Consider the following 22,231-nt stretch of genomic DNA (forward strand, 5'->3'; position numbering starts at 1 on the left):
CTTGTATTGCGAATAAATAATGGTGTTTTAAGGATTGATGTCAGTTCGAGTGTTTTTATGAAGCAAAGCGGAATAAAAAAGTATCGAGAACTATTTCAATAACAATTATTTCTCGATACAATTTCTCTTGCATCGAAATCACTCGAAGTAACAATAGATAGAATAACAAAGAGTAAAAACATAATGTCTTTACAAAAAGATGGTCTTCAATCTTGTATTGCGAATAAATAATGGTGTTTTAAGGATTGATGTCAGTTCGAGTGTTTTTATGAAGGAAAGCGGAATAAAAAAGTATCGAGAACTATTTTAGTAAGAATAAATATAACTATAGATTTTTATTGATAAACAAACCTTAGCAAATATGCTGCGTTAGTGATTGAATGGTCTGTTTGAGCTCTTTTTTATTTTTAATTGAAGTTAATTTGTGAAGGATGAACAAATTGGTATCGAGAACAAAACTAAAAAAAGCGAGTAATGAAAAGCACGACACTTGTGGAACGCCCAAAAAGAAATTACCTTTGCAGCTGTAAAATTAAGAAATGAAATACGCAAAAAACATATTAGAAACTATAGGTAACACGCCATTAGTTCAGTTAAACTCTGTAACAAAAGAAATAGATGCTTTAGTTTTAGCTAAAGTAGAAACCTTTAACCCAGGAAACTCTATAAAAGATAGAATGGCGTTAAAAATGATTGAAGATGCAGAAGCAGACGGACGCTTAAAGCCAGGAGGAACTATTATTGAAGGAACTTCGGGAAATACTGGTATGGGGTTAGCTTTAGCAGCAATTATAAAAGGCTACAAATGTATTTTTGTTCTTTCTGATAAGCAATCTAAAGAAAAGATGGATATTTTACGAGCAGTAGGAGCTGAAGTTGTTGTTTGTCCTACCGATGTAGAACCTACAGATCCACGTTCGTATTATTCAGTATCTAAACGTTTAGGATCAGAAACTCCTAACTCTTGGTATGTTAATCAATATGACAATCCAAGTAATGCAATAGCACATTACGAGCAAACAGGACCAGAAATTTGGGAACAAACTGAAGGTAAAATTACGCATTTAGTGGTTGGAGTAGGAACAGGAGGAACAATTTCTGGAACAGCTAAGTATTTAAAAGAAAAAAATCCGAATGTGAAAGTTTGGGGTATTGATACTTATGGTTCTGTATTTAAAAAGTACCATGAAACAGGTATTTTTGATGAGAATGAGATTTATCCGTACATCACTGAAGGAATCGGAGAAGATATATTACCAAAAAATGTAGATTTTTCAGTAATTGATGGCTTTACAAAGGTTACAGATAAAGATGCTGCGGTTTATACTCGTAAAATAGCAAAAGAAGAAGGAATCTTTGTTGGTAACTCAGCAGGTTCGGCAATAAAAGGAATGTTACAATTAAAAGATCATTTTAAGAAAGATGATGTAGTGGTTGTTATATTTCATGATCACGGAACGAGGTATGTAGGAAAGATGTTTAATGATGATTGGATGCGTGAGCGTGGTTTCTTAGAAGAAAAAGAAGTGGCTACCGCAAAAGATTTAATACAGTCACATATTGATAAGCCTTTAATAACGGTACAAACAGAAGAATTGGTTTCTCATGCTATTGAAAGAATGCGTGATTTTAAAATATCACAAATTCCGGTAAGTGATTCAAAAGGTATTGTAGGTTCTTTAGATGAATCAGTTTTATTACATGCTTATATAGAGGATAAAAATATTGCAGATACGCCTATAAAAGAAGTAATGGAAGCAATGTATCCTATTGTAAAATTAACAGCTTCTGTAGATGAGGTTTCTAAGTTAATAACAAAAGAAAATCAAGCTGTATTAGTCGATTTAGAAAATGGTAAACATCATATTATTACTAAATACGATATTATAAACGCTATTTAATATTACGTTGTTTTTATAACAACGAAATCCCACTCATACGAGTGGGATTTTTGTTTTTCAAATAATTCAAATAATTTACACAATGAAAACAGTTTACAAAGCTGTCTTCAAATACTCTTTTACAAGTATTGTGCCATAAAGTGTTTTTCGTAATTTTTGTATCTAAAAAATGCTGTTTTTATTATTAATTAACATTTTAGCCTTTTAGTATTACGATATGTTTAAAAAACGACAGTAAATGTGTTGATGTGTTAACTAAATCAATTAAGTATTGATTTATTAGTAATTAGCTTTGGGGTTGTTAGCTTATATATTGTTGAAGAAAAAATAAAACTTTATGAAAAGGAGTAATAGTTGTAATAAAAAAGTCATAAAAACAAAAATTCCATTCATACGAATGGAATTTTATTAATCAATTAATTCAAATAATTTACACAATGAAAACAGTTTACAAGGCTCTTTTCATATACTTGTTTAATAAGTACTCTGCAAAAGTAAATATAAAACTAAGTAAATTCTTTAAATTTTAAATATTTGACATTTTTTTAACTTTAAAAAGTTAAAATGTTAAGGAATCATTAAAGTTAGCTAGCATGTTTGTGCGCCTTATAAGAAGATCTTACTAAAGGACCACTTTCTACATACATAAAACCCATTTCTAAACCTAAAGTTTCATATTTTTTAAACTGCTCTGGAGTAATAAATTCTTTAAGAGGTAAGTGTTTTTTACTAGGTTGTAAATATTGCCCAATAGTAATTACATCTAAACCTACACCACGTAAATCTTTCATGGTTTGAATAACCTCCTCTTCGGTTTCCCCTAAACCTAGCATAATTCCAGATTTAGTTCGCATTCCGTTATCTTTTAAATATTTTAAAACACTTAAACTACGATCGTATTTTGCTTGTATACGAACTTCACGCGTTAATCTACGAACAGTTTCTACATTATGAGAAACTACTTCAGGAGCAACCTCTATGATTCTGTCGATTTGTTTTTCGTTTCCTTGAAAATCAGGAATTAATGTTTCTAAAGTTGTATTCGGATTTGCTCTACGAATAGCATTTACAGTTTCTGCCCAAATAATAGAACCACCATCTTTTAAATCGTCTCTATCTACCGAGGTTAAAACAGCATGCTTAATACTCATTAATTTAATTGAGCGTGCTACTTTTTCAGGCTCATCCCATTCAACAGTTTCTGGTCTACCGGTTTTTACACCACAAAAACCACAAGAACGAGTACATATATTTCCTAAAATCATAAAAGTAGCCGTTCCTTCTCCCCAACATTCTCCCATGTTCGGACAGCTTCCACTAGCACAAATTGTATTCAATTTATACTTGTCCACTAAACTTCTTAATTCCGTATATTTTTTACCTACAGGTAATTTTACACGTAACCATTTTGGTTTTTTTACTCTTTCTGGTAATGTTACAGATTCGTTTGCCATTGTAATAAAAATTGAAAAGCAAATTTACGAAGAAAAAGCGTTATAAATTAGCTAAAAACCAAATACTAAATCCCACTAAAAAAATGATACCGACAATACTTAAAATGCGTAAAGATAATTTTGGTTGATTTTTCTTAGGTGTATGTTTACTGGTAATAAGCATGTAATTTAAAATAGCATAAAAAGGTGCTGTTAAAAAAGATAAAACAGTGGCTACTTTAACTAAAAAGCCCATGTCTGCTAAAAAGTATTTTAATATGATAAAAGTACCAGAAGCTAATAAAACTAACCAAAACCAATAACTGAGCTTAATTTTTTTGTTAAATAACAAGTTTGATGTTTTTGCCATGGCTCTTGGTGATGCATCTAAAGTTGTTAAAGTAGTGCTGAACATGGTTGTAAAGGCTGCAATACCTATAAATAAATAAGAGTATTCACCTAAGTTTTTAGTGTATAAGTTTATTAGTTGTGAAGCAAAAATAGTTCCTTTGCTAGAAAAAGATTCTCCTGATTGATACATAACAAATGCGCCAAGCATCACAAAACAAACTCCTAAAAAGAATGTTGCAATGTAACCTACATTAAAATCGAAAATAGCATGTTTTGGTTTAATTTGCTCAAATGTTGTTTTGCTTTTTTCTACAGTCCATAAAGAATGCCAAATAGAAACATCTAAAGGGGCAGGCATCCAACCTAAAAAAGCAATTAAAAAGGTAATTTGTGCCGTTCCACTTGGTATTATTTGTTGAAAATTAAATCCTTTTTGTGTACTAAATAAAGCTACGTTTACTGCAATAATGGTACTTATGATTAGTATAATTATAATATATTTTATTAAATTATCAAGCAGTTTATATTTTCCTATTCCTAAAATAATAATACTAATCCCCGTTATTATTACAGACCATACTACGAGGTCGTTGGTAAAACCAAAAATAGTAGAAGCCAAACTAGCAGTAACAATTGTAACTGCTGTTTGAATGGTAAACATAGTCGCAAAATTTAAAATGTAATAACTGATTAAAACACTTTTACCTAATTTTTTATAACCATCTAAAAGAGTTTCGCCTGTAGCAGCGGCATAACGCGGACCATACTGAAAGAAAGGATATTTAAAAATATTTACAATTAACAATGCCCAAAGTAATCCAAAACCAAAATCGGCACCAGCTCTTGTTGATTGTACTAAGTGAGACACACCTATAGCTGCACCAGCAAATAAAAATCCTGGACCAAGTGTGTTTAAAATAGATTTTTTCATGTAAAGATGCTGGGGATATTTTTGTAAAAGTCTTTTTAGTAGAGATTATATTTTTATATAATTTGAAAACTAAAATTATGGTAAGTTAAGACTTCTTTATTATTTCAGCTAATAATTTTTTAGCTCTCAGTAATTTAACCTTTACGTTGTTAATAGGTTCACCAATATTCTCAGAGATTTCTTTATAACTAAGTTCTTGAAAAAAACGCAAATTTATAACCTCTTGGTATTTTGGTTTTAACTTTTTTATATCTCTTAAAAGTTTTGCTAAATTTTGTTCTGTAATAATTTTATCTTCAGGAGAAGGTGCGTTGTCTATAATTCGAAAAGCAGCTTCTTCTTGTTCTTTAGTTGTTTCTGTTAAAAGAGATGTTTTTTTCTTTCTTAAAGAATCAATATATACGTTTTTAGAAATACTAATCAACCACGTTTTAAATTCATAGGCTTCATTAAAAGTAGTTATTTTATCAAAAGCTTTAGAAAAAGTACGAATAGTAATATCTTCAGCATCATTGTCATTTTTTATTTTAGACAATTGATAATGGTATACAGAGCTCCAAAAGGTATCCAACAAAAAATTAAAAGAAATTTGATTACCTTCTTTAGCTAGCTGAATGTTTTTTAAAACTTTGTCTTTATTTATTTCCAATATATAGGTTTAGAAATTGTATTTGATAAATTTAATCATTTAGCGCAATACCAAAAAAATGTTATGTTTAAGCTAAAAAAAGCTGTAAGGACAATAGTAGAATAATTTATTTAATCTTTGTGTTCGGGCTCTGCACAAGTATCAAACTGATCAGGTGTTTTTCCGCAAAACCCACAAGCTTCACCACTCTCGTTAAGCATAGGATTTTGACTAGCACAAGTACCAGCAAACTCTCCGTCTTTTTTTGCCCAAATTTTTATAGCAATTCCTGCAAAAGCTATGGCCAATAATCCGATAGTAACAAAGAGTAGTTTCATTTTATATAATTTAGTATTGCAAAGATACGAATTCCCTTTTTTAGAGAATTGCTTTGTAAAAATAATTTTAAAGTAACTGATTTAATTAAATAATATTTACTTCAATTTCTAAATCTATAGAGAATTTATTTTTAATAGTACTCTGAATTTTTTGAGCTAATTCATAAATTTCGCCACCAGTTGCGCCTCCGTAATTAACAAGTACTAACGCTTGTTTTTCATGTACACCATATGCACCAAAACGTTTTCCTTTAAATCCGCTTTTTTCAATTAACCAGCCTGCAGGTACTTTTACAGTATCTTTAGATATTGGGTAATTTGGAATTTCGGGAAACTCTTCTTTTAAATTTAGAAAATGAGCTCTAGATATTACGGGGTTTTTAAAAAAACTACCGCTATTACCTATTTTTTTAGGGTCTGGTAATTTTGATTGACGAATAGTAATAATTGCATCAGAAATATCTTTAATAGTCGGATTTTTAATATTTTTTAAAGATAATTCCGTTTCAATAGCTCCGTAAGTGGAGTTCAGTTTATGCTGGTTTTTAGTAAGTTTAAAACTAACAGCAGTAATTATGTATTTTCCTTTTTGGATGTTTTTAAAAATAGAATTTCGATATCCAAATTCACATTCAGTATTCGAAAACTCAATTAATTTTCCTGTTTGTATTTCAATAGCTTCTACACGTGTAATTGTATCTTTTACTTCTACACCGTATGCGCCAATATTTTGAATAGGACAAGTACCTACATTACCAGGAATTAGAGATAAGTTTTCAAGACCTCCATAGTTTTGAGAAACACACCATAATACAAATTCATGCCAATTTTCACCAGCATTTACGGTTAGGTAAATTTCATTGTTGCTTTCTCTATCAATAGAAATTCCTTTCATATTAATGTGTACAACAAGCTTATCAATATCTTTAGTTAGCAACATGTTGCTTCCGCCAGATATTAAAAAAACATCTTTTTCAATTTTTAAAAGCTGCTGTAGACTATAAAAAGAATCAATAGAAACAAAACGTTTGGCATTTACATTAATACCAAACGTATTGTATTCTTTTAAAGATATGTTTTCTTGAATGTTCAATAAATTATTTATTGTATTGCTTTAAAGCAATTTTTAAAATTTCTACAGAACGTATTAAATCTGTTTTATTTAATACATAAGCGATACGAACTTGGTTTTTACCTTCTCCTTCGGTTGAATAAAATCCGCTTGCAGGCGCTACCATAATGGTTTCGTTATTATGATTAAAATCTTCTAACAACCATTGTGAAAACTTATCAGTATCGGCTACAGGTAATTCCGCAACACAGTAAAATGCACCTTTAGGATTGGCTACTTTTACTCCTTCTATTTTTTGAAGTTCAGAGATTAAAGTATTTCTACGATCTTGATATTCTTCAATAACTTCATCAAAATAAATTTGAGGAGTTTCTAAAGCTGCTTCACTAGCTAATAAAGCATAAGTAGGCGGACTTAAACGTGCCTGAGCAAACTTGATAGCTGTGCTAATAAACTCTTCGTTTTTAGAAACGATACAACCAATTCTTGCGCCACACATACTATAACGTTTAGAAACAGAATCGATCATAATAGCGTTCTGCTCTAAGCCATCTAAAGACATTATAGAGTTGTGTTTTACACCATCGTAGGTAAACTCGCGATATACTTCATCAGCAATTAAAAATAAATCGTGTTTTAATACAATTTGCTTTAATTTTTCGATTTCTTCTTTGCTGTATAAATATCCTGTTGGGTTTCCTGGGTTACAAATTAAAATTGCTTTTGTTTTTGAAGTAATCAATTTCTCGAAATCTTCAATAGCCGGTAAAGCAAAGTTGTTTTCTATTTTAGATATAACAGGAACAACTGTTACTCCAGATGCAGTAGAAAATCCGTTATAATTGGCATAAAAAGGTTCTGGTATAATAATCTCATCACCTGGGTCTGTAATACTACCTATAGTAAATAATAAAGCTTCAGAACCACCAGTTGTAGCTACAATATTATTAGCATTAACATGAATATCATTTTTAGCATAATAATTCGCTAATTTGGTTCTGTATTCGTCAGAACCTTCAGAGCGGGCATATGATAATACTTTAATAGTATTGTTTTTAACAGCGTCAAGTGCAACTTGAGGCGTGTTTATATCGGGTTGACCAATGTTTAAATGAAAAACTTTAGTTCCGTTTTTTTTGGCAGCTTCAGCAAAAGGTACCAATTTACGAATTGGTGATTGAGGCATAATGCTTCCTTTTCTAGAAATATGTGGCATTGTAAATAGAATTAGTTGTTTAAAAAGCAAATTTGCGAATTATTTTTCATTTAAAGAACTAGTAGTGCATGAAAGTTAAAGGTTAAAAAAATCATAAAACAATAAAATTATAAATTGAAGATTGTATATTTAAGATTAATCATTAATACCCTTCTGTTTGAAAAAATATATACTTTTTATTATCGGTTCTTTTTTTTGTTACTCTCTTTATTCTCAAGCTAAGTTTCAGTTTTATGGGCTGAACAAGAATAAGCAAGAATTGTCATTTAAATTAATAAATAATTTAATCATTATTCCCTTAGAAATAAACGGACATAAATTATCTTTTATTTTAGATACAGGTGTAAATAAAACCATTTTATTTAATTTATCTGAAAAGGATAGTGTTGGTTTAAATAATGTAGAAAAAGTATCGATAAGAGGTTTGGGAAGCGGAGAACCAGTAGAAGCTTTATTATCTAAAGGAAATGATTTTAGAGTTAAAAACATCTTAAGTTCAAACCAAGAGTTATATGTTGTTTTAAATGATGCCTTTAGTTTATCAGCAAAAATGGGAACGACTATTCATGGTATTATAGGTTACGATTTATTAAAAGATGTTATTGTTAAAATTAATTACAATAGCAAAAGAGTTACTTTTTATAATCCGAAAACCTATAAGAAATCTAAATGTAGAAAATGTGAAATTTTTCCATTACAATTTTATAGAAACAAACCATACATAGATGTTAAAGCAAGAATTGATACTATAAAAAATAGAGAGATAGCTGTAAAGTTATTGATAGATACAGGAGGTACGGACGCTATGTGGTTGTTTGAAGATACTAAAGAAGTTATTAAGACTCCAATAAAACACTTTAAAGATATTTTAGGAGAAGGAATTAGCGGAACTATTTATGGAAACAGGAGTAAAATACCTCATGTTTCTTTAGGTAAGTTTTTAATAAATAAACCTACAGTTTCTTTTTTAGACGCTACATCAACTTTTAGTGCACGTCAATTTAAAGAAAGAAATGGAAGTATAGGTGGTAATATTTTAAAGCGATTTAAAATTTGGATAGATTATCCGAATAAAACAGTTACGTTAAAAAAGAGTGCATCATTAAAAGATGGTTTTTATTATAATATGAGTGGTTTACATTTAATTTATGCCGGCCAAGAATTAGTAAAACAAAAAAGAAAAACAAAATTGATGGATTCTTATGGGAATAATCAATCGAATAAAAATAATATTATTTCATTTGTAGATACTTATTATTATATATTTAAGTCGAAGTATAAAATAGATAGAGTTGTAAAGGGGTCTCCAGCTGAAAGAATTGGTCTTTTAAGAGGTGACGTTATAAAGTCTATAAATGGTAAAAAAGCTTATGAGTTTGAGTTAAGTGAGATTTTACATATCTTTCAAACAAAGCCTAATAGAAAGATAAAGATGAAAATAGAAAGGTTAGGAGTGAATTCAAATTTCGAATTTAGATTAGAAAAAAGGATATAAAAAAAGCGTCAATTTAAAAATTGACGCTTTTTTTATATTTAAAAGGATAGTTTATTCACTATCACTCATTATTGTCTTTGTTTTTACAGGAACTACATCTTTAGAAATAAACCCCTTAATTTTAAGCATTGTTCTTGATTTCTTAGCATTAGAGATTACAGTAATAGCTTTAGAAAAACCACCTGCTCTTTTAGTGTCATAAGAAACTTCAATTTGTCCTTTTTGTCCTGGCATAATTGGTGCTTCAGGTTTTTTAGGAACAGTACATCCACAAGTAGACTTAATATCTTTAATAATTAAAGGAGCATCACCTACGTTCGTAAACTCAAAAGTACGTGTTCCTTCAGAACCAAGACCTACTTTACCGTAGTCTATAGTTTCAGTTTCAAATTTAAATTCTTGAGCGCTTACTGTTAATGTGATAAAACAAACAGCAATAATTGATAAAATTGTTTTCATAATTGATAAATTTAATTTAGGGGCTTAAAAGCACCACAAATTTAGGGTTATTTTTTTAGTTTTAAAAAAATCTACATCTTATTTTCTGTACCTCAGAGATAGTTGTATTTTTGCTTAATTGAATTTCAAAAATAATGCCAAAAAAGCACAAAGCTTACTAATTTGGTTATAAAGATATAAAAAACAGATGAATATTCCATCAAAATATAATTCTAAAGAAGTAGAAGGTAAGTGGTATGACTACTGGATGAAGCATAATTACTTTCATTCTGAAGTAGATGATAGAGAGCCATATACAATTGTAATTCCGCCGCCAAACGTTACAGGAGTGTTGCACATGGGGCATATGTTGAACAATACAATTCAAGATGTGTTAATTCGTCGTGCACGTTTACAAGGTAAAAATGCTTGTTGGGTTCCTGGTACAGACCACGCATCTATTGCTACCGAAGCAAAGGTTGTTGCTAAGTTAAAAGAGCAAGGAATTGATAAAAATGATTTAACTCGTGAAGAGTTTTTAGCGCATGCTTGGGAATGGAAAAATGAATATGGAGGAATTATTCTTGATCAATTAAAAAAATTAGGAGCATCTTGTGATTGGGAACGAACTGCTTTTACAATGGATCCGGCGTTGTCTGAATCTGTTATTAAAGTTTTTGTTGATTTATACAATAAAGGATTAATTTACCGTGGTTACAGAATGGTAAATTGGGATCCTGAGGCTAAAACAACACTTTCTGACGAAGAAGTTATTCATATAGAAAAACAAGGAAACCTTTATTATTTAGAATATCAAATAGAAGGATCTGAAGATAAATTAACGATTGCAACAACGCGTCCGGAAACTATTTTTGGAGATACCGCTATTTGTATCAATCCAAACGATGAGCGTTTTACACATTTAAAAGGTAAAAAAGCAATTGTTCCGCTTTGCGGAAGAGTAATTCCGATTATTGAAGATGAATATGTAGATGTTGAATTCGGAACAGGTTGTTTAAAAGTTACGCCTGCACACGACGAAAATGATAAAGTTCTTGGAGATAAGCATAAATTAGAAGTAATTGATATTTTTAATGATGATGCGTCTTTAAATTCTTTCGGATTACATTATAAAGGACAAGATCGTTTTGTAGCGCGTACAGCTATTGTAAAAGAATTAGAAGAAAAAGGTGTTTTAGTGAAAACTGAAGTTCACACGAATAAAGTAGGAACATCAGAAAGAACAAAAGCTGTTATTGAACCAAGATTATCGGATCAATGGTTTTTAAAGATGGAAGATTTAGCAAAACCTGCTATTGAAGCTGTTTTAGGAGAAGATAGTGAGGTTACTTTATATCCGAAGAAATTCGAAAATACTTACCGTCATTGGATGGAAAATGTGCGTGATTGGAATATTTCACGTCAATTATGGTGGGGACAGCAAATTCCTGCTTATTTCTATGGTGACGGAAAAGAAGATTTTGTAGTTGCAACAACTATTGAAGAAGCTGTGAAATTAGCACAAGACAGAACTAAGAATACTTCGCTGTCAGTATCTGACTTAAGACAAGATGAAGATGCTTTAGATACTTGGTTTTCTTCTTGGTTATGGCCAATGAGTGTTTTTGACGGAATTAATAATCCAGAGAACGAAGAGATTAAATATTACTATCCAACAAACGATTTAGTTACCGGACCAGATATTTTATTCTTTTGGGTTGCACGTATGATTGTTGCAGGTTACGAATATAAAGATGAACGTCCGTTTGAGAATGTTTATTTAACAGGTTTAGTGCGAGATAAACAACGTCGTAAAATGTCTAAATCATTAGGTAATTCACCTGATGCTTTAAAACTTATAGATGAGTACGGAGCAGACGGAGTAAGAGTTGGTTTATTATTAAGCTCTGCTGCAGGTAACGATTTAATGTTTGATGAAGACTTATGTCAGCAAGGAAAAGGGTTTTCTAATAAAATTTGGAATACTTTCCGTTTGATAAAAGGTTGGGAAATAGATGCTAGTTTAGCGCAACCAGAAACAGCTAAGATAGGTTTAGAATGGTACGAAGCTAAGTTTCAAAAAGCATTAGTAGAAATAGAAGATCATTTTTCTAAATACCGTTTATCGGACGCATTAATGGCTATTTATAAACTAATTACAGATGATTTTTCTTCGTGGTTATTAGAAATTGTAAAGCCAGGTTATCAGCAACCAATTGATGCTAAAACATATGCAGAGGTAATAGAAGTTTTAGAAAATAACTTAAAAATATTACATCCGTTTATGCCATTCTTAACAGAAGAAATTTGGCAACATATTACTGAAAGAACTCCAGAAGAGGCTTTAGTAATCGCTTTATATCCGAAGTTAGAAACTGTAAATGACGATTTAGTTGATAATTTTGATTTTGCAACAGAAATTATTTCGGGAATTAGAACGATAAGAAAAGATAAAAATATTTCGTTTAAAGAAGCAGTGGAATTATCGGTTGTAAATAATGAAAAATATACTACTGATTTTGATGCAATAATACAGAAGTTAACAAACGCTTCTATAATTAATTATGTAACAGATAAGGTTGAAGGAGCTGCTTCGTTTAGAGTAAAATCGAACGAGTATTTTGTACCGATATCTTTAGAGAATATCGATGTAGAAGCTGAGATAATTAAGTTAAAAGCTGAGTTAAAAAGAGCTGAAGGATTTTTATTTGGAGTTCAGAAAAAATTATCTAATGAGCGTTTTGTGAGCAATGCACCAGAGCAAGTAATTGTTATCGAACGAAAAAAAGAAGCTGATTCATTGGCAAAAATAAAAACGATTAAAGCGAGTTTAGCTAGTTTAAGTTAAAACATATTTAGTAAAAAATAAAAAACCGCAAAGCTGCATGCTTTGCGGTTTTTTTTATAAATAAATTACAGATTAGTTTTTATCAATTACATCACCAGAACCAATTGAACTTGTATCAATGTTTTTAGGATTTCCTTTATAATAAACACTTCCAGAGCCAACAATGCTTGCTTTTATTTTAGAAGAAACGGTGGTTTGTACACTTCCAGATCCGGCAATGCTTGCTTTTAAACTATTTGTATCTAATTCATAAGCATTTACACTTCCTGATCCAGCGATAGAGCATTTAAAGTTATCAGTATTTCCTTTTAATTTAATATTACCAGAGCCACCAATTGATGTTTTTACGGTATTGGCATCAACATTAGCCGTAATATTACCAGAACCACCAATGTTAAATGATGCTTCATCTGATTTTATACGTTTTTTGACGTTTATATTACCAGAACCGCCCAGTGAAACAGCGTGAATGCTTTCAAAAGGAATTGTTACAACTAATCGTTCAGTGGTTTTAATATTTGTGTTTTCTTTAAATTGAACATTTAATTTTCCGTTTTTTACAGTTGTTTCAATGTATGGTAATATGTTTTCTTCTCCTTCAAGCATTATTTCCCCCTCATTACCGTCTACTAAATTTACTTCAAAAGAGCCACCAATACTTACTTTGTCAAAGTTTTTGATTGTTCTGGTTTTTGTGATAACGTTTCCATTTCCTTTAACTTTTTTAGAACTCCACCAACTTTGTGCATTGATAGATACTGATAATAGGACTATAATAATTGTAAAAAGTTGTTTTTTCATTTTATTGTTTTTTGAGTTATAATTAGTTACTTTTAAGTTTTTATAAAAATATGTCAAGAAGTTTTAAAGCATACAGCTTAGTTTATTTTTCAGCATGTTTGCTATCTTTATTTTTTATTGATATAGATAAATCAATTACAGAGATGGTTATCAAGGTTTTTTCGTTGATGTTTTTGTCATTTTTATATTTAAGCTCTTCTAAAAAAATAAATTATTTTTATGTATTCATATTAATGAATTCTATTGCTTCTGATGCATTTTTAATCTTCGATGATGATTTTATGATGTTTGGAATTTTATTATTATTAATAAATAGATTCTTATATATAATTCTTGCAAGAAAAGCATTGTTTAATACTTCGGTTAAAATTTTATTAACATATTTAATACCAAGTTTGCTTTTATTTATAACGATTTTTGTTTTGTTAAAACCTTATATTCAAGAAATATCATTGCCTTTTTTTTTAATGGGAATAACTTCTGCAATAATGATAGGACTGTCTTTTTTTAATTACTTAAAGGCAATGAATAAAAAGAATATGTTCTTTTTATTTGGTATTTTACTAATTGTCATTGCTGATATTTTAATAGCTTTTAATAAATTTTTAGATTACCATATTCTTCTTGTAATAGTTTACACTATAATGTATTACATAGCAAGATATTTAATTTGTTTATCAATGATAGATAAAAAATCTAGTCTTTAGTTTTTAAAGAAACTCCTCCATATTTAGATTTTATATTAATGGTTGATTTAGAATTATCGTTCCCATAAACACCTTCGTAATATTTTGATGTATGTTTTTTGATACTTTTATATAACTCAACCTTGCTTTCAGGGTAATTAAAACCTGCATAATCTAAATCAATAGTGAAGTTAAAATTATTATCTTTTCTAGTACCTAGTTTAATACCAGCATAGCTACCATCTATTATAATTTCTTCAAAGCCTTTCATGATGTTTTCTACTTTAATACCTCCAAATTCTGTATTAATTTTAAGTTTTTTTCTTAATGTTCCGATTGATATTCCGGCGTAATCAGAACTACCAGAAATATTTTTAACATCATTTACAGAAATACTACCATAATCGCTATTAAAGTTTAAATTCTCAGTATTTCCTATTTTAACAGTAGAATAATCAGCATTCACATTTAACGTTTCAGATTTATCTATTTTTAGTTTAGAATAATCAATATTGATACTCCCAGACTTTATGAAGTTAATTTCAGAACTACCACAATAATCAAGATTAATAGTATTCGAATCATTCAATAACTGATCTACATTTATGTTTCCGTAATCACAATTTAAATTAGCCTTCCCTTTAAGTTTATCTAATTCTATAGCACCATATTTATTATTTAAATCGGCATTATTGGTAATGGGCATTTTTATAAAATAATTAATTTTATAGTTAATATTATCATTATTTCCCCATAACCAATTAGATTTAATCGTTTCTATCTTAGTCCTAGCTTCCACTAGATCTTTAGAAGCTTCGAAAAGAACGTTTATCGAATTAAGTTTTTTGTCAACACTACTTAAATCGTTTCCTTTTACAGTTATTTTAACCTCAATTTCAATACGATTTTCATCCCAAGTTACTACGTTTATATTACCGTATTTGTTATTAATATATAAGGTTGCATTTTTATTAACGATAAAATCTTTACTTATCGTTTTACTTTTTTCGTGTTTTTTATCATTAGCCAACATTATAATTGGTAAAAGAATAAAAAGGAATATAAGTTTATATGATTTCATCATCTATGAGTTCTAATTTTGCAGGGTTTTTTTGTTGCTCTAATTGTAATAAAAGTCTTTCTAATACATTTAATCTTTGTTGATAATTACCAATCATTTTTTGAATAACCTGACGCTTATTTTCGTTTTTAGTTAATTCTTTAACAAGTGATTTATAATGGTCTTCTAGTTCTTCAATTTCATTTAAAGAATCTTCAATAATAGTTTCAGTTTCAATATTTCTATATTGCTCTAGTTCTTTTAATTCTTGATTTATTGTTGATACAAAAAAACTTTGTGCTTCTGCCATTTTGGGTGAAACATCTGCAAGATCGTAACTGTTTTGTTGTTGGCTATTACCAATATGAAAACCTAAAATTAGTACGATAGATGCAGCAATGCTAATCCAAAAAATAGGTGGTTTTTGTTGTTTTTTATGAGTTTCAATTTTTCTTTGAAAACGATCTGAATGACCAGAATGAGGTTCGAATATATCGAAATCATTCTCATCAAAAAACTGATGTAATTTATCCTCCATATGCTTGTTTTTTATTAGTATTAGCGAGTAATACTTGCTTTAATTTCTTTTTTGCTCTCGATATTGTGGTACGTACATTTTCGTTCGTATAATTTAAAATTTCAGAGATTTCTTCATAATCATAACCTTCAATTAAATTTAAAGTTAACACAATTCGGTAATTCTCTTTTAGGTTTTGTAAACTCTTCATTACCTGTTTTACATCTAATGAATTATAATTAATTGGCGTTTCTTCAACTTCATAATCAGGAATTACATCCATCTTAACTTCTTCGTATCGGTTATTTTTTTTTAATTGAGTAAGACTTTTATTTACTACAATTCTTTTTAACCAAGCCCCAAAAGCAACTTCACCTTTAAAAGTATTTAATTTAGTAAAAGCAGTTAAAAATGCTTCCTGAATTAAATCTTCAGCCTCAAACTCGTCTTTTAAAATACGATAAGCACTATTGTACATTGCTTTATAATAGGCATTGTACACTTGCATTTGTGCATTGCTATCGCTTTTTTTACAGCGCTCGATTAGTTGGTTGATATGTGTTTTTTTAGACTCCAATGAAATCACTCTATACTAGAGACAATTTGGTTTTTGAATTGTGACAGTTATTTTGATAAAAATAAAATTTTATTCTAAAAATCATACAATAAAACTAGTAATAATCTGTAATTGAGTAAAATATATTTCTTGTAATTTTTAATATGTTAAAGAAAAATGAGGTTTAATAAACCGAATCAAAATATGTATATTTGGCATAATGATTGACAGTATAAAAATTATAGAATGTCCGCGAGATGCAATGCAAGGAATTAAAAGTCATTTTATTCCTACAGAAGCAAAGGCAAAGTATATCAATTCACTTTTAAAAGTTGGATTTGATACTATAGATTTTGGAAGTTTTGTATCACCAAAAGCAATTCCTCAAATGAGAGATACTGCCGAGGTTTTATCAAAACTAGATTTATCAACAACAACAAGTAAGTTGTTGGCAATTGTAGCCAATGTTAGAGGTGCTAATGATGCTTCGCAGTTTGAGGAGATAGATTATTTAGGATATCCTTTTTCGATATCAGAAAACTTTCAAATGCGAAATACGCACAAAACAATAGAACAATCAATAGATACGTTAAAAGAAGTATTAGCAATAGCAAATAGAACTAATAAAGAAGTTGTAGCGTATTTATCAATGGGTTTCGGTAATCCTTATGGAGACCCTTGGAGTGTTGAAATTGTTGGAGAGTGGACGGAGAAATTATCTAATTTAGGTGTTAAAATTTTATCATTATCAGACACCGTTGGTAGCTCAACGCCTAAGGACATAGATTATTTATTTTCAAATCTAATACCTAGTTACCCGCAAATAGAATTTGGTGCTCATTTACATACAACACCAACAAAATGGCATGAAAAAGTAGATGCCGCTTTTAAAGCAGGATGTCATCGTTTTGATGGTGCTATTAAAGGTTATGGAGGCTGCCCAATGGCAAAAGACGATTTAACAGGTAATATGCCAACTGAAAAATTATTGTCATATTTTACTGCAAATAAAGTAACAACAAATATAAAACCAATGAGTTTTGAAAGTGCTTACAACAAAGCACTTGAAGTTTTTTAATAAAATATGAAGTTTAAATTTATCATACTTTTTCTGCTTTTCTCATCATTTTGTCAATCTCAAATGGATAAAAGGGTAGGAGTATGGCAAATTCGAAACGGAGAATTGATAAAAAATAGGTCCAATAAAAATGATTTAGCAAACGATTATTGGAAAGAGTTTTATAGAATTTTTCCACAAGAGTTAACAACAAGGTTTGTAAGAAGAATTGTTTTAATGACTGATGGTGTTGATGAAAAAACCGGAGCATTGGTTTCTTTAAATTCTAGAAATGATAAATGGCAGTTAGAAATAGATGTTAAAGATGTTAACTTAAAATCTAGAGATAAAAAAAGATTACATGAATCTATTTATACGATGGTTCATGAATTTGGTCATTTATTAACACTGAATAAAACTCAAATAAGACCAACAAAAAAACAAGAACAACAAGAAGGTGAGTTGTATTTAACGCTAGAAGGCGAGGCGTACAAGGATAGTTATATAAATAAGTTTGTAAACTTATTTTGGAAAGGTAATTTATTAACCCGCTGGGATACAATTCAGAAAGAATATTGCTTTACAGAAGCAAACTGTGTCGAAAAACTATATGATTTATACAATAATAACCGCTCGGAGTTTTTAACTGATTATGCAGCCGAAAGCCCTGAAGAGGATATTGTAGAAAGTTGGACTGCCTTTGTTTTAAGATCTAAAATTAGAAGACCAAAAACAACTGCACACAAAAAAATAAACTTCTTTTATCAATTTCCAGAATTGGTAGCATATAGAAAAATGATTAGACAAAATACCCGTAAATATCTTCATTAGAATATGTAAATTTGCTTCATTAAAAAACACACAATGAAACAAGTTAAAATTCTATTTATAGTTACACTAACAATTTTTATAATAGGTTGTACTTCTAATAAAAACACCAATGCTGCTCATCAATTTAAAAAAGAAGCAGGAAAAACTTACTTTAATATACTGCAATTAAACGATGTTTATGAAATAGCACCTATTCAGGGAGGAAAGTTCGGAGGAATGGCTAGAGTAGAAACCGTACATCAAAATTTATTAAAAGAAAATAAAAATACCATGCTTGTTTTGGCAGGAGATTTCTTGAATCCTTCATTAATAGGAACCATGAAAGTTGATGGTTCTCGAGTAAGGGGTAAGCAAATGGTTGAAGTAATGAATGCGATGAATTTCGATCTTGTTGCTTTTGGTAATCATGAGTTAGATTTAAGTTATACTAGTTTACAAGAACGATTAAATGAAAGTAATTTCGATTGGATTTCATCAAATGTATTGCATAATAAAGATGGAGAACACTCTTATTTCCATAAAGTTATCAAAGAAAAAAAGAAAACCTTAAAGATTCTTTTATTAAAGAGTTTGATAATGAAGATGGTACAAAATTAAAAGTAGGTTTTATAAGCGCTTGTATTCCGTCAAACCCGAAAGGTTATGTGTTTTATGGAGATATGTATGAAGAAATACAAAGAGCTTATAATGATATAAAAGATAAAGTTGATGTTGTTATAGGTTTAACGCATTTAACATTAGAGCAAGACAAAAAAGTAGCAGAAATGTTTCCTAATATTCCCTTAATAATGGGTGGACATGAGCATACTAATACTTACGAACATGTAGAGGATGTAATTATTGCAAAGGCAGATGCAAATGCAAAAACAGCTTACATTCATAGATTTGAATATGACCCAGAAACAAAAAAAGTTGAATTAAAATCAGAATTAAAAGAGATTAACGATCAAATTCCAGCAGATAAAAACGTCGGAGAGATTGTAACTAAATGGCAAGGGATTTTAAAGAACAAAATTCAAGATATAGTACCAAATCCGTATGAAGTAGTTTATAAGGCAAAAACGCCCTTAGATGCAACAGAAACAGCTATAAGAAGTGTGCAAACTAATATGGGGCAAATTATTACAAAAGCAATGAGTTTTGCTTATGATAACAAAGTAGATTGTGCTTTAGTAAACGGAGGTTCTGTTCGTATTGATGATGTTTTAGAAGGGGAGATAAATGTTATAGATATTTTTAGAGTTTTACCTTATGGTGGAGCTGTTTTAAAAGTTGAAATTAAAGGAAACTTACTAAAAGAAGTTTTAGATTACGGTTTTAATGCCGCAGGTACTGGTGCTTATTTACAGCGTTACAATGCAAATAAAGTAGATGAGAGTTGGCAAATAGCTAATGAACCTATAAATTTAGATAAAGTATATACAGTAGCTTTTTCAGATTATTTATTAAGAGGATTAGATATTCCTGGTTTATCTGATAAAAATCCAGATGTTATTTCGGTTTATAAACAAAAAGAAAGTGAATTAAGCTTTGATATTCGTAAAGCCATTATTACTTACTTGAAAAATAACTAAACAATAACTTTTTGATTTTTAAATTATTAAGATTTATTTTAAATAATATGTTAAAGTTTATTTAAAATAAATCTTAATAAGCTTTGTTAAATTGATTAACTCTTTTACATTTGCACCCGTAAAACAATTAATTATTTAAAGTTAATCTAAATAAAGATGAAAAAAGTATTTTTTGCAGTGTTACTAACTGCATCATTATTCGCAACAGCACAATCAGCTCCGCAAGATAGTATTCCTACAAACCCACAAAGTCAACAGAATGCTGCACAGCGTATTTTGTCTTCTAATTTAAGTCAAAAAGGATTAACTGTAGGAGGTTATGCAGAGGCTCATTATAATAGAGCTACAGGAGAAAATGCAAAATTAGACGTGCACAGAGTTGTAATGTTATTTGGTTATAAATTTAACGAAAGAACACAGTTTGTTACAGAAATTGAATTTGAACACGTAAAAGAAGTATACATAGAACAAGCTTTTTTACAATATACTTTAACAGATAATATTAACTTAAGAGCAGGTTTAATGCTAGTGCCAATGGGTATTGTCAATGAATACCATGAACCAACTACTTTTAACGGAGTTGAAAGACCAAGTATGGATAAATCGATTGTACCTACAACATGGAGAGAAATTGGTTTAGGAGTTTCTGGTAGATGGGATGAAGCGTCTTTACGTTACCAAGCATATGTTTTTAACGGATTTACTTCTGATAATGATGGTAAATATTTAGGAGGTAGTAACGGATTTCGTAACGGACGTCAGAAAGGTGCTGAATCTATGATGAATAATGTGAATTTTTCAGGTAAAGTAGATTATTACGGATTACCAGGCTTACGTCTAGGTTTATCAGGATACTTTGGTAGAACACAATCAGAAAAGGCTGTTGAAGATATTGAAGGGTCAGATGTTGGTATTGCAATGGTTGGTTTAGATGCTCGTTATGCATACAAACGTTTTTCAGCAAGAGGTCAGTTTATTCATGCAAATGTAACAGATAGTGAAGAATATAATGCTTATTACGGTTCTGATTTAGGAAGTGCATTACAAGGTTGGTATTTAGAAACAGCTTATAATTTATTAGCTCAAGATAAAAAGCAACAGTTAATCGCATTCGCTAGATATGAGGATTATAATACACATGCAGCTACAGATGGTGGTTTAGCTGAAAACTTAGCTTATGATCGTGATGAGTGGACATTTGGTTTAACATATAAGGTAGCACCAGGAGCTGCATTTAAGGCAGATTACCAATTTAAAAATAATGCAGTTGACGGTAGTCAAACAATCAAACAATTAAACTTAGGTTTTGGTGTTTGGTTCTAATTAAAATTAAAAGTTTGTTATTATTTGTAGAGATCGAACCAATTTTTTAAAATTTGGTTCGGTTTTTGTTTTTTATTTAGACTAATTCTAATTATTTTTGCGGTATGAAAAATCGTTTTGTAGTACTTTTCTTATGTATCGTTACTTCTTTAGGGCTGTTGTCTTTTAGTATGCCTAAAAATTTACAGAAAAAAGTTGAAAAAGAAATTAAAAAAACATTTAATGTTGATGAGTTTTCGTTGAGTAAAGTTATTGTTCCAGAAGTAGTTAGCAATAAGTTGAAAGGGAAAATTACCGAAGAAAACCTGCTAAAGATTACAATTGGTGATAAAGTTTTAGGATTTGCTTTTATTGATAAAGCACCAAGTAAAACTGATGAGTTTGACTATTTGGTTTTATTAGATAAAGAATTAATTGTAATAAAAACGAAGATATTAATATACCGCGAAGATTATGGTGGCGAAATAGGTAGTAAGCGTTGGTTAAAACAATTTATAGGTAAAACATCAAAAGATACTTTAAAATACGAAAAAGATATTATAGCAATATCAGGAGCAACAATTTCGGCTTCTTCAATGACAATTGCAGTTAATACTTTCCTTCAAAATTTAGAAATCCTTCATCAAAATAAAGTATTGTAAATGCAAATTCACGGTCTAATTCATCAATTTCCGAAAGAAATAAAATTATTAATACTAGCTTTTATATGCACTTTAAGTATTGGTTTTTTTGGCGGAATATCATTTGTTAGAGATACAACAAATTCTAATCCAACAGGAATAGAAGAACGTTATCTAGGAAACGAAGATGTTGAAGAGGCTACCACAATGAAGTTTAAAAAATCCGCAGGAGAAATAAAAACAACAGTACACAATCATATTTTATCGCTTTCGGTAATTTTCTTTTTATTGGCTGTAATTGTATCTACAACAAGTATCAATAAAAAATTAAAATTATTTTTAATGATTGAACCTTTTATATCAATCATTTGTACTTTTGGTGGTATTTATTTAATGTGGACAGGTATTACTTGGATGAAATATATTATTATGATTTCAGGTTTACTGATGACGCTTTCTTTCGGAACAGCAGTTTTAATGATTTTTAGTCAAATTATATCAAAAAAGAAGTTGACTTTAGAATAAAGTGTACCTTATTTCTAAAACAAGATATTC

The 22,231-nt window shown here is 29.6% G+C and carries 22 protein-coding genes; 11 read left to right on the forward strand and 11 right to left on the reverse strand.

Annotated features, from left to right (window positions below; genetic code table 11):
- Positions 1-539: 539 nt before the first annotated feature.
- Positions 540-1,901, forward strand: coding sequence for a pyridoxal-phosphate dependent enzyme (locus RRF68_RS02005; protein ID WP_315944823.1), 1,362 nt, complete (start codon positions 540-542; stop codon positions 1,899-1,901).
- A gap of 584 nt (positions 1,902-2,485) precedes the next feature.
- Here RRF68_RS02005 and lipA read toward each other — a convergent pair.
- From lipA to RRF68_RS02035, 6 genes are all read right to left on the reverse strand, one after another.
- Positions 2,486-3,355: a lipoyl synthase gene (lipA, locus tag RRF68_RS02010; protein ID WP_218772680.1), complete on the reverse strand. Its 870-nt coding sequence runs from the start codon at positions 3,353-3,355 to the stop codon at positions 2,486-2,488.
- 40 nt (positions 3,356-3,395) lie between these two features.
- The gene (locus tag RRF68_RS02015) at positions 3,396-4,616 is read right to left on the reverse strand and encodes an Nramp family divalent metal transporter (protein WP_315944824.1); all 1,221 of its coding nucleotides are present in this window, start codon (positions 4,614-4,616) and stop codon (positions 3,396-3,398) included.
- An 85-nt stretch (positions 4,617-4,701) separates the two neighbouring features.
- Entirely contained in the window at positions 4,702-5,265 is a 564-nt protein-coding gene (locus RRF68_RS02020) for an RNA polymerase sigma factor (RefSeq protein WP_218772678.1), read from the reverse strand.
- A 110-nt stretch (positions 5,266-5,375) separates the two neighbouring features.
- Positions 5,376-5,582 (reverse strand): membrane or secreted protein, encoded by a 207-nt coding sequence (locus tag RRF68_RS02025; protein WP_275316646.1) that lies wholly within the window; start codon positions 5,580-5,582, stop codon positions 5,376-5,378.
- Between the two features lie 85 nt (positions 5,583-5,667).
- Positions 5,668-6,675, reverse strand: coding sequence for a UDP-N-acetylmuramate dehydrogenase (gene murB, locus RRF68_RS02030; RefSeq protein WP_315944825.1), 1,008 nt, complete (start codon positions 6,673-6,675; stop codon positions 5,668-5,670).
- A gap of 4 nt (positions 6,676-6,679) precedes the next feature.
- A complete protein-coding gene (locus tag RRF68_RS02035; RefSeq protein WP_315944826.1) occupies positions 6,680-7,870 on the reverse strand; it encodes a pyridoxal phosphate-dependent aminotransferase in 1,191 nt (396 codons plus the stop codon).
- 259 nt (positions 7,871-8,129) lie between these two features.
- Between RRF68_RS02035 and RRF68_RS02040 the strand changes: the two genes are divergently transcribed.
- The gene (locus RRF68_RS02040; protein WP_315944827.1) at positions 8,130-9,365 is read left to right on the forward strand and encodes an aspartyl protease family protein; all 1,236 of its coding nucleotides are present in this window, start codon (positions 8,130-8,132) and stop codon (positions 9,363-9,365) included.
- 51 nt (positions 9,366-9,416) lie between these two features.
- Here the strand turns inward: RRF68_RS02040 and RRF68_RS02045 are convergent, their stop codons facing one another.
- Complete coding sequence (locus RRF68_RS02045) at positions 9,417-9,824, reverse strand: DUF1573 domain-containing protein (protein WP_275316651.1); 408 nt, start codon at positions 9,822-9,824, stop codon at positions 9,417-9,419.
- Positions 9,825-10,011: 187 nt separating this feature from the next.
- Here RRF68_RS02045 and RRF68_RS02050 point away from each other — a divergent pair, with 187 nt between their 5' ends.
- Complete coding sequence (locus tag RRF68_RS02050; RefSeq protein ID WP_315944828.1) at positions 10,012-12,651, forward strand: valine--tRNA ligase; 2,640 nt, start codon at positions 10,012-10,014, stop codon at positions 12,649-12,651.
- 72 nt (positions 12,652-12,723) lie between these two features.
- Here RRF68_RS02050 and RRF68_RS02055 read toward each other — a convergent pair whose 3' ends face one another.
- Positions 12,724-13,452: a head GIN domain-containing protein gene (locus RRF68_RS02055; protein WP_315944829.1), complete on the reverse strand. Its 729-nt coding sequence runs from the start codon at positions 13,450-13,452 to the stop codon at positions 12,724-12,726.
- 50 nt (positions 13,453-13,502) lie between these two features.
- Here RRF68_RS02055 and RRF68_RS02060 point away from each other — a divergent pair, with 50 nt between their 5' ends.
- Positions 13,503-14,159, forward strand: a complete 657-nt coding sequence (locus RRF68_RS02060; protein ID WP_315944830.1) for a lysoplasmalogenase family protein — start codon at positions 13,503-13,505, stop codon at positions 14,157-14,159.
- Here RRF68_RS02060 and RRF68_RS02065 read toward each other — a convergent pair.
- From RRF68_RS02065 to RRF68_RS02075, 3 genes are read right to left on the reverse strand one after another with little or no spacing between them, the layout of a single operon-like run.
- Positions 14,149-15,222: a hypothetical protein gene (locus RRF68_RS02065; RefSeq protein WP_315944831.1), complete on the reverse strand. Its 1,074-nt coding sequence runs from the start codon at positions 15,220-15,222 to the stop codon at positions 14,149-14,151. The two genes, RRF68_RS02060 and RRF68_RS02065, sit on opposite strands and share 11 nt — an antisense overlap.
- Entirely contained in the window at positions 15,206-15,736 is a 531-nt protein-coding gene (locus RRF68_RS02070) for a hypothetical protein (RefSeq protein ID WP_275316658.1), read from the reverse strand. The genes RRF68_RS02065 and RRF68_RS02070 overlap by 17 nt, the downstream gene beginning before the upstream one ends.
- The gene (locus RRF68_RS02075; RefSeq protein ID WP_315944832.1) at positions 15,726-16,292 is read right to left on the reverse strand and encodes an RNA polymerase sigma factor; all 567 of its coding nucleotides are present in this window, start codon (positions 16,290-16,292) and stop codon (positions 15,726-15,728) included. Before RRF68_RS02075 ends, RRF68_RS02070 begins: the two co-directional genes overlap by 11 nt.
- Before the next feature lie 199 nt (positions 16,293-16,491).
- Here RRF68_RS02075 and RRF68_RS02080 point away from each other — a divergent pair, with 199 nt between their 5' ends.
- The 7 genes from RRF68_RS02080 to RRF68_RS02110 all read left to right on the forward strand — a co-directional run bounded on the left by RRF68_RS02080 (position 16,492) and on the right by RRF68_RS02110 (position 22,201).
- Entirely contained in the window at positions 16,492-17,349 is an 858-nt protein-coding gene (locus RRF68_RS02080; RefSeq protein ID WP_410016835.1) for a hydroxymethylglutaryl-CoA lyase, read from the forward strand.
- Positions 17,350-17,412: 63 nt separating this feature from the next.
- Positions 17,413-18,159 carry a hypothetical protein gene (locus tag RRF68_RS02085; RefSeq protein ID WP_315944833.1) on the forward strand — a complete coding sequence of 249 codons (747 nt, stop codon included), beginning with the start codon at positions 17,413-17,415 and terminating at the stop codon, positions 18,157-18,159.
- A 33-nt stretch (positions 18,160-18,192) separates the two neighbouring features.
- Positions 18,193-18,756: a metallophosphoesterase gene (locus tag RRF68_RS02090; RefSeq protein ID WP_315944834.1), complete on the forward strand. Its 564-nt coding sequence runs from the start codon at positions 18,193-18,195 to the stop codon at positions 18,754-18,756.
- 62 nt (positions 18,757-18,818) lie between these two features.
- On the forward strand, positions 18,819-19,733 hold the full coding sequence (locus RRF68_RS02095; RefSeq protein ID WP_315944835.1) for a 5'-nucleotidase C-terminal domain-containing protein: 915 nt from the start codon (positions 18,819-18,821) through the stop codon (positions 19,731-19,733).
- A gap of 156 nt (positions 19,734-19,889) precedes the next feature.
- Positions 19,890-21,056: a porin gene (locus RRF68_RS02100; RefSeq protein ID WP_315944836.1), complete on the forward strand. Its 1,167-nt coding sequence runs from the start codon at positions 19,890-19,892 to the stop codon at positions 21,054-21,056.
- A 104-nt stretch (positions 21,057-21,160) separates the two neighbouring features.
- On the forward strand, positions 21,161-21,697 hold the full coding sequence (locus tag RRF68_RS02105; protein ID WP_315944837.1) for an FMN-binding protein: 537 nt from the start codon (positions 21,161-21,163) through the stop codon (positions 21,695-21,697).
- Entirely contained in the window at positions 21,698-22,201 is a 504-nt protein-coding gene (locus RRF68_RS02110; protein WP_218772662.1) for a hypothetical protein, read from the forward strand.
- The last annotated feature ends 30 nt before the right edge of the window (positions 22,202-22,231 follow it).

This window comes from Tenacibaculum sp. HL-MS23 (genome assembly GCF_032463465.1).
Lineage (GTDB): Bacteria > Bacteroidota > Bacteroidia > Flavobacteriales > Flavobacteriaceae > Polaribacter > Polaribacter bernardetii.

Coding starts and splice junctions, on each gene's coding strand:
- RRF68_RS02105 (WP_315944837.1), top strand. CDS start 21,161: ATGAAAAATCGTTTTGTAGTACTTTTCTTATGTATCGTTACTTCTTTA.
- RRF68_RS02095 (WP_315944835.1), top strand. CDS start 18,819: ATGTATGAAGAAATACAAAGAGCTTATAATGATATAAAAGATAAAGTT.
- RRF68_RS02065 (WP_315944831.1), bottom strand. CDS start 15,222: ATGATGAAATCATATAAACTTATATTCCTTTTTATTCTTTTACCAATT.
- RRF68_RS02060 (WP_315944830.1), top strand. CDS start 13,503: ATGTCAAGAAGTTTTAAAGCATACAGCTTAGTTTATTTTTCAGCATGT.
- RRF68_RS02005 (WP_315944823.1), top strand. CDS start 540: ATGAAATACGCAAAAAACATATTAGAAACTATAGGTAACACGCCATTA.
- lipA (WP_218772680.1), bottom strand. CDS start 3,355: ATGGCAAACGAATCTGTAACATTACCAGAAAGAGTAAAAAAACCAAAA.
- RRF68_RS02110 (WP_218772662.1), top strand. CDS start 21,698: ATGCAAATTCACGGTCTAATTCATCAATTTCCGAAAGAAATAAAATTA.
- RRF68_RS02045 (WP_275316651.1), bottom strand. CDS start 9,824: ATGAAAACAATTTTATCAATTATTGCTGTTTGTTTTATCACATTAACA.
- RRF68_RS02070 (WP_275316658.1), bottom strand. CDS start 15,736: ATGGAGGATAAATTACATCAGTTTTTTGATGAGAATGATTTCGATATA.
- RRF68_RS02035 (WP_315944826.1), bottom strand. CDS start 7,870: ATGCCACATATTTCTAGAAAAGGAAGCATTATGCCTCAATCACCAATT.
- RRF68_RS02085 (WP_315944833.1), top strand. CDS start 17,413: ATGGATAAAAGGGTAGGAGTATGGCAAATTCGAAACGGAGAATTGATA.
- RRF68_RS02015 (WP_315944824.1), bottom strand. CDS start 4,616: ATGAAAAAATCTATTTTAAACACACTTGGTCCAGGATTTTTATTTGCT.
- RRF68_RS02100 (WP_315944836.1), top strand. CDS start 19,890: ATGAAAAAAGTATTTTTTGCAGTGTTACTAACTGCATCATTATTCGCA.
- RRF68_RS02055 (WP_315944829.1), bottom strand. CDS start 13,452: ATGAAAAAACAACTTTTTACAATTATTATAGTCCTATTATCAGTATCT.
- RRF68_RS02080 (WP_410016835.1), top strand. CDS start 16,492: ATGATTGACAGTATAAAAATTATAGAATGTCCGCGAGATGCAATGCAA.
- RRF68_RS02050 (WP_315944828.1), top strand. CDS start 10,012: ATGAATATTCCATCAAAATATAATTCTAAAGAAGTAGAAGGTAAGTGG.
- RRF68_RS02090 (WP_315944834.1), top strand. CDS start 18,193: ATGAAACAAGTTAAAATTCTATTTATAGTTACACTAACAATTTTTATA.
- RRF68_RS02025 (WP_275316646.1), bottom strand. CDS start 5,582: ATGAAACTACTCTTTGTTACTATCGGATTATTGGCCATAGCTTTTGCA.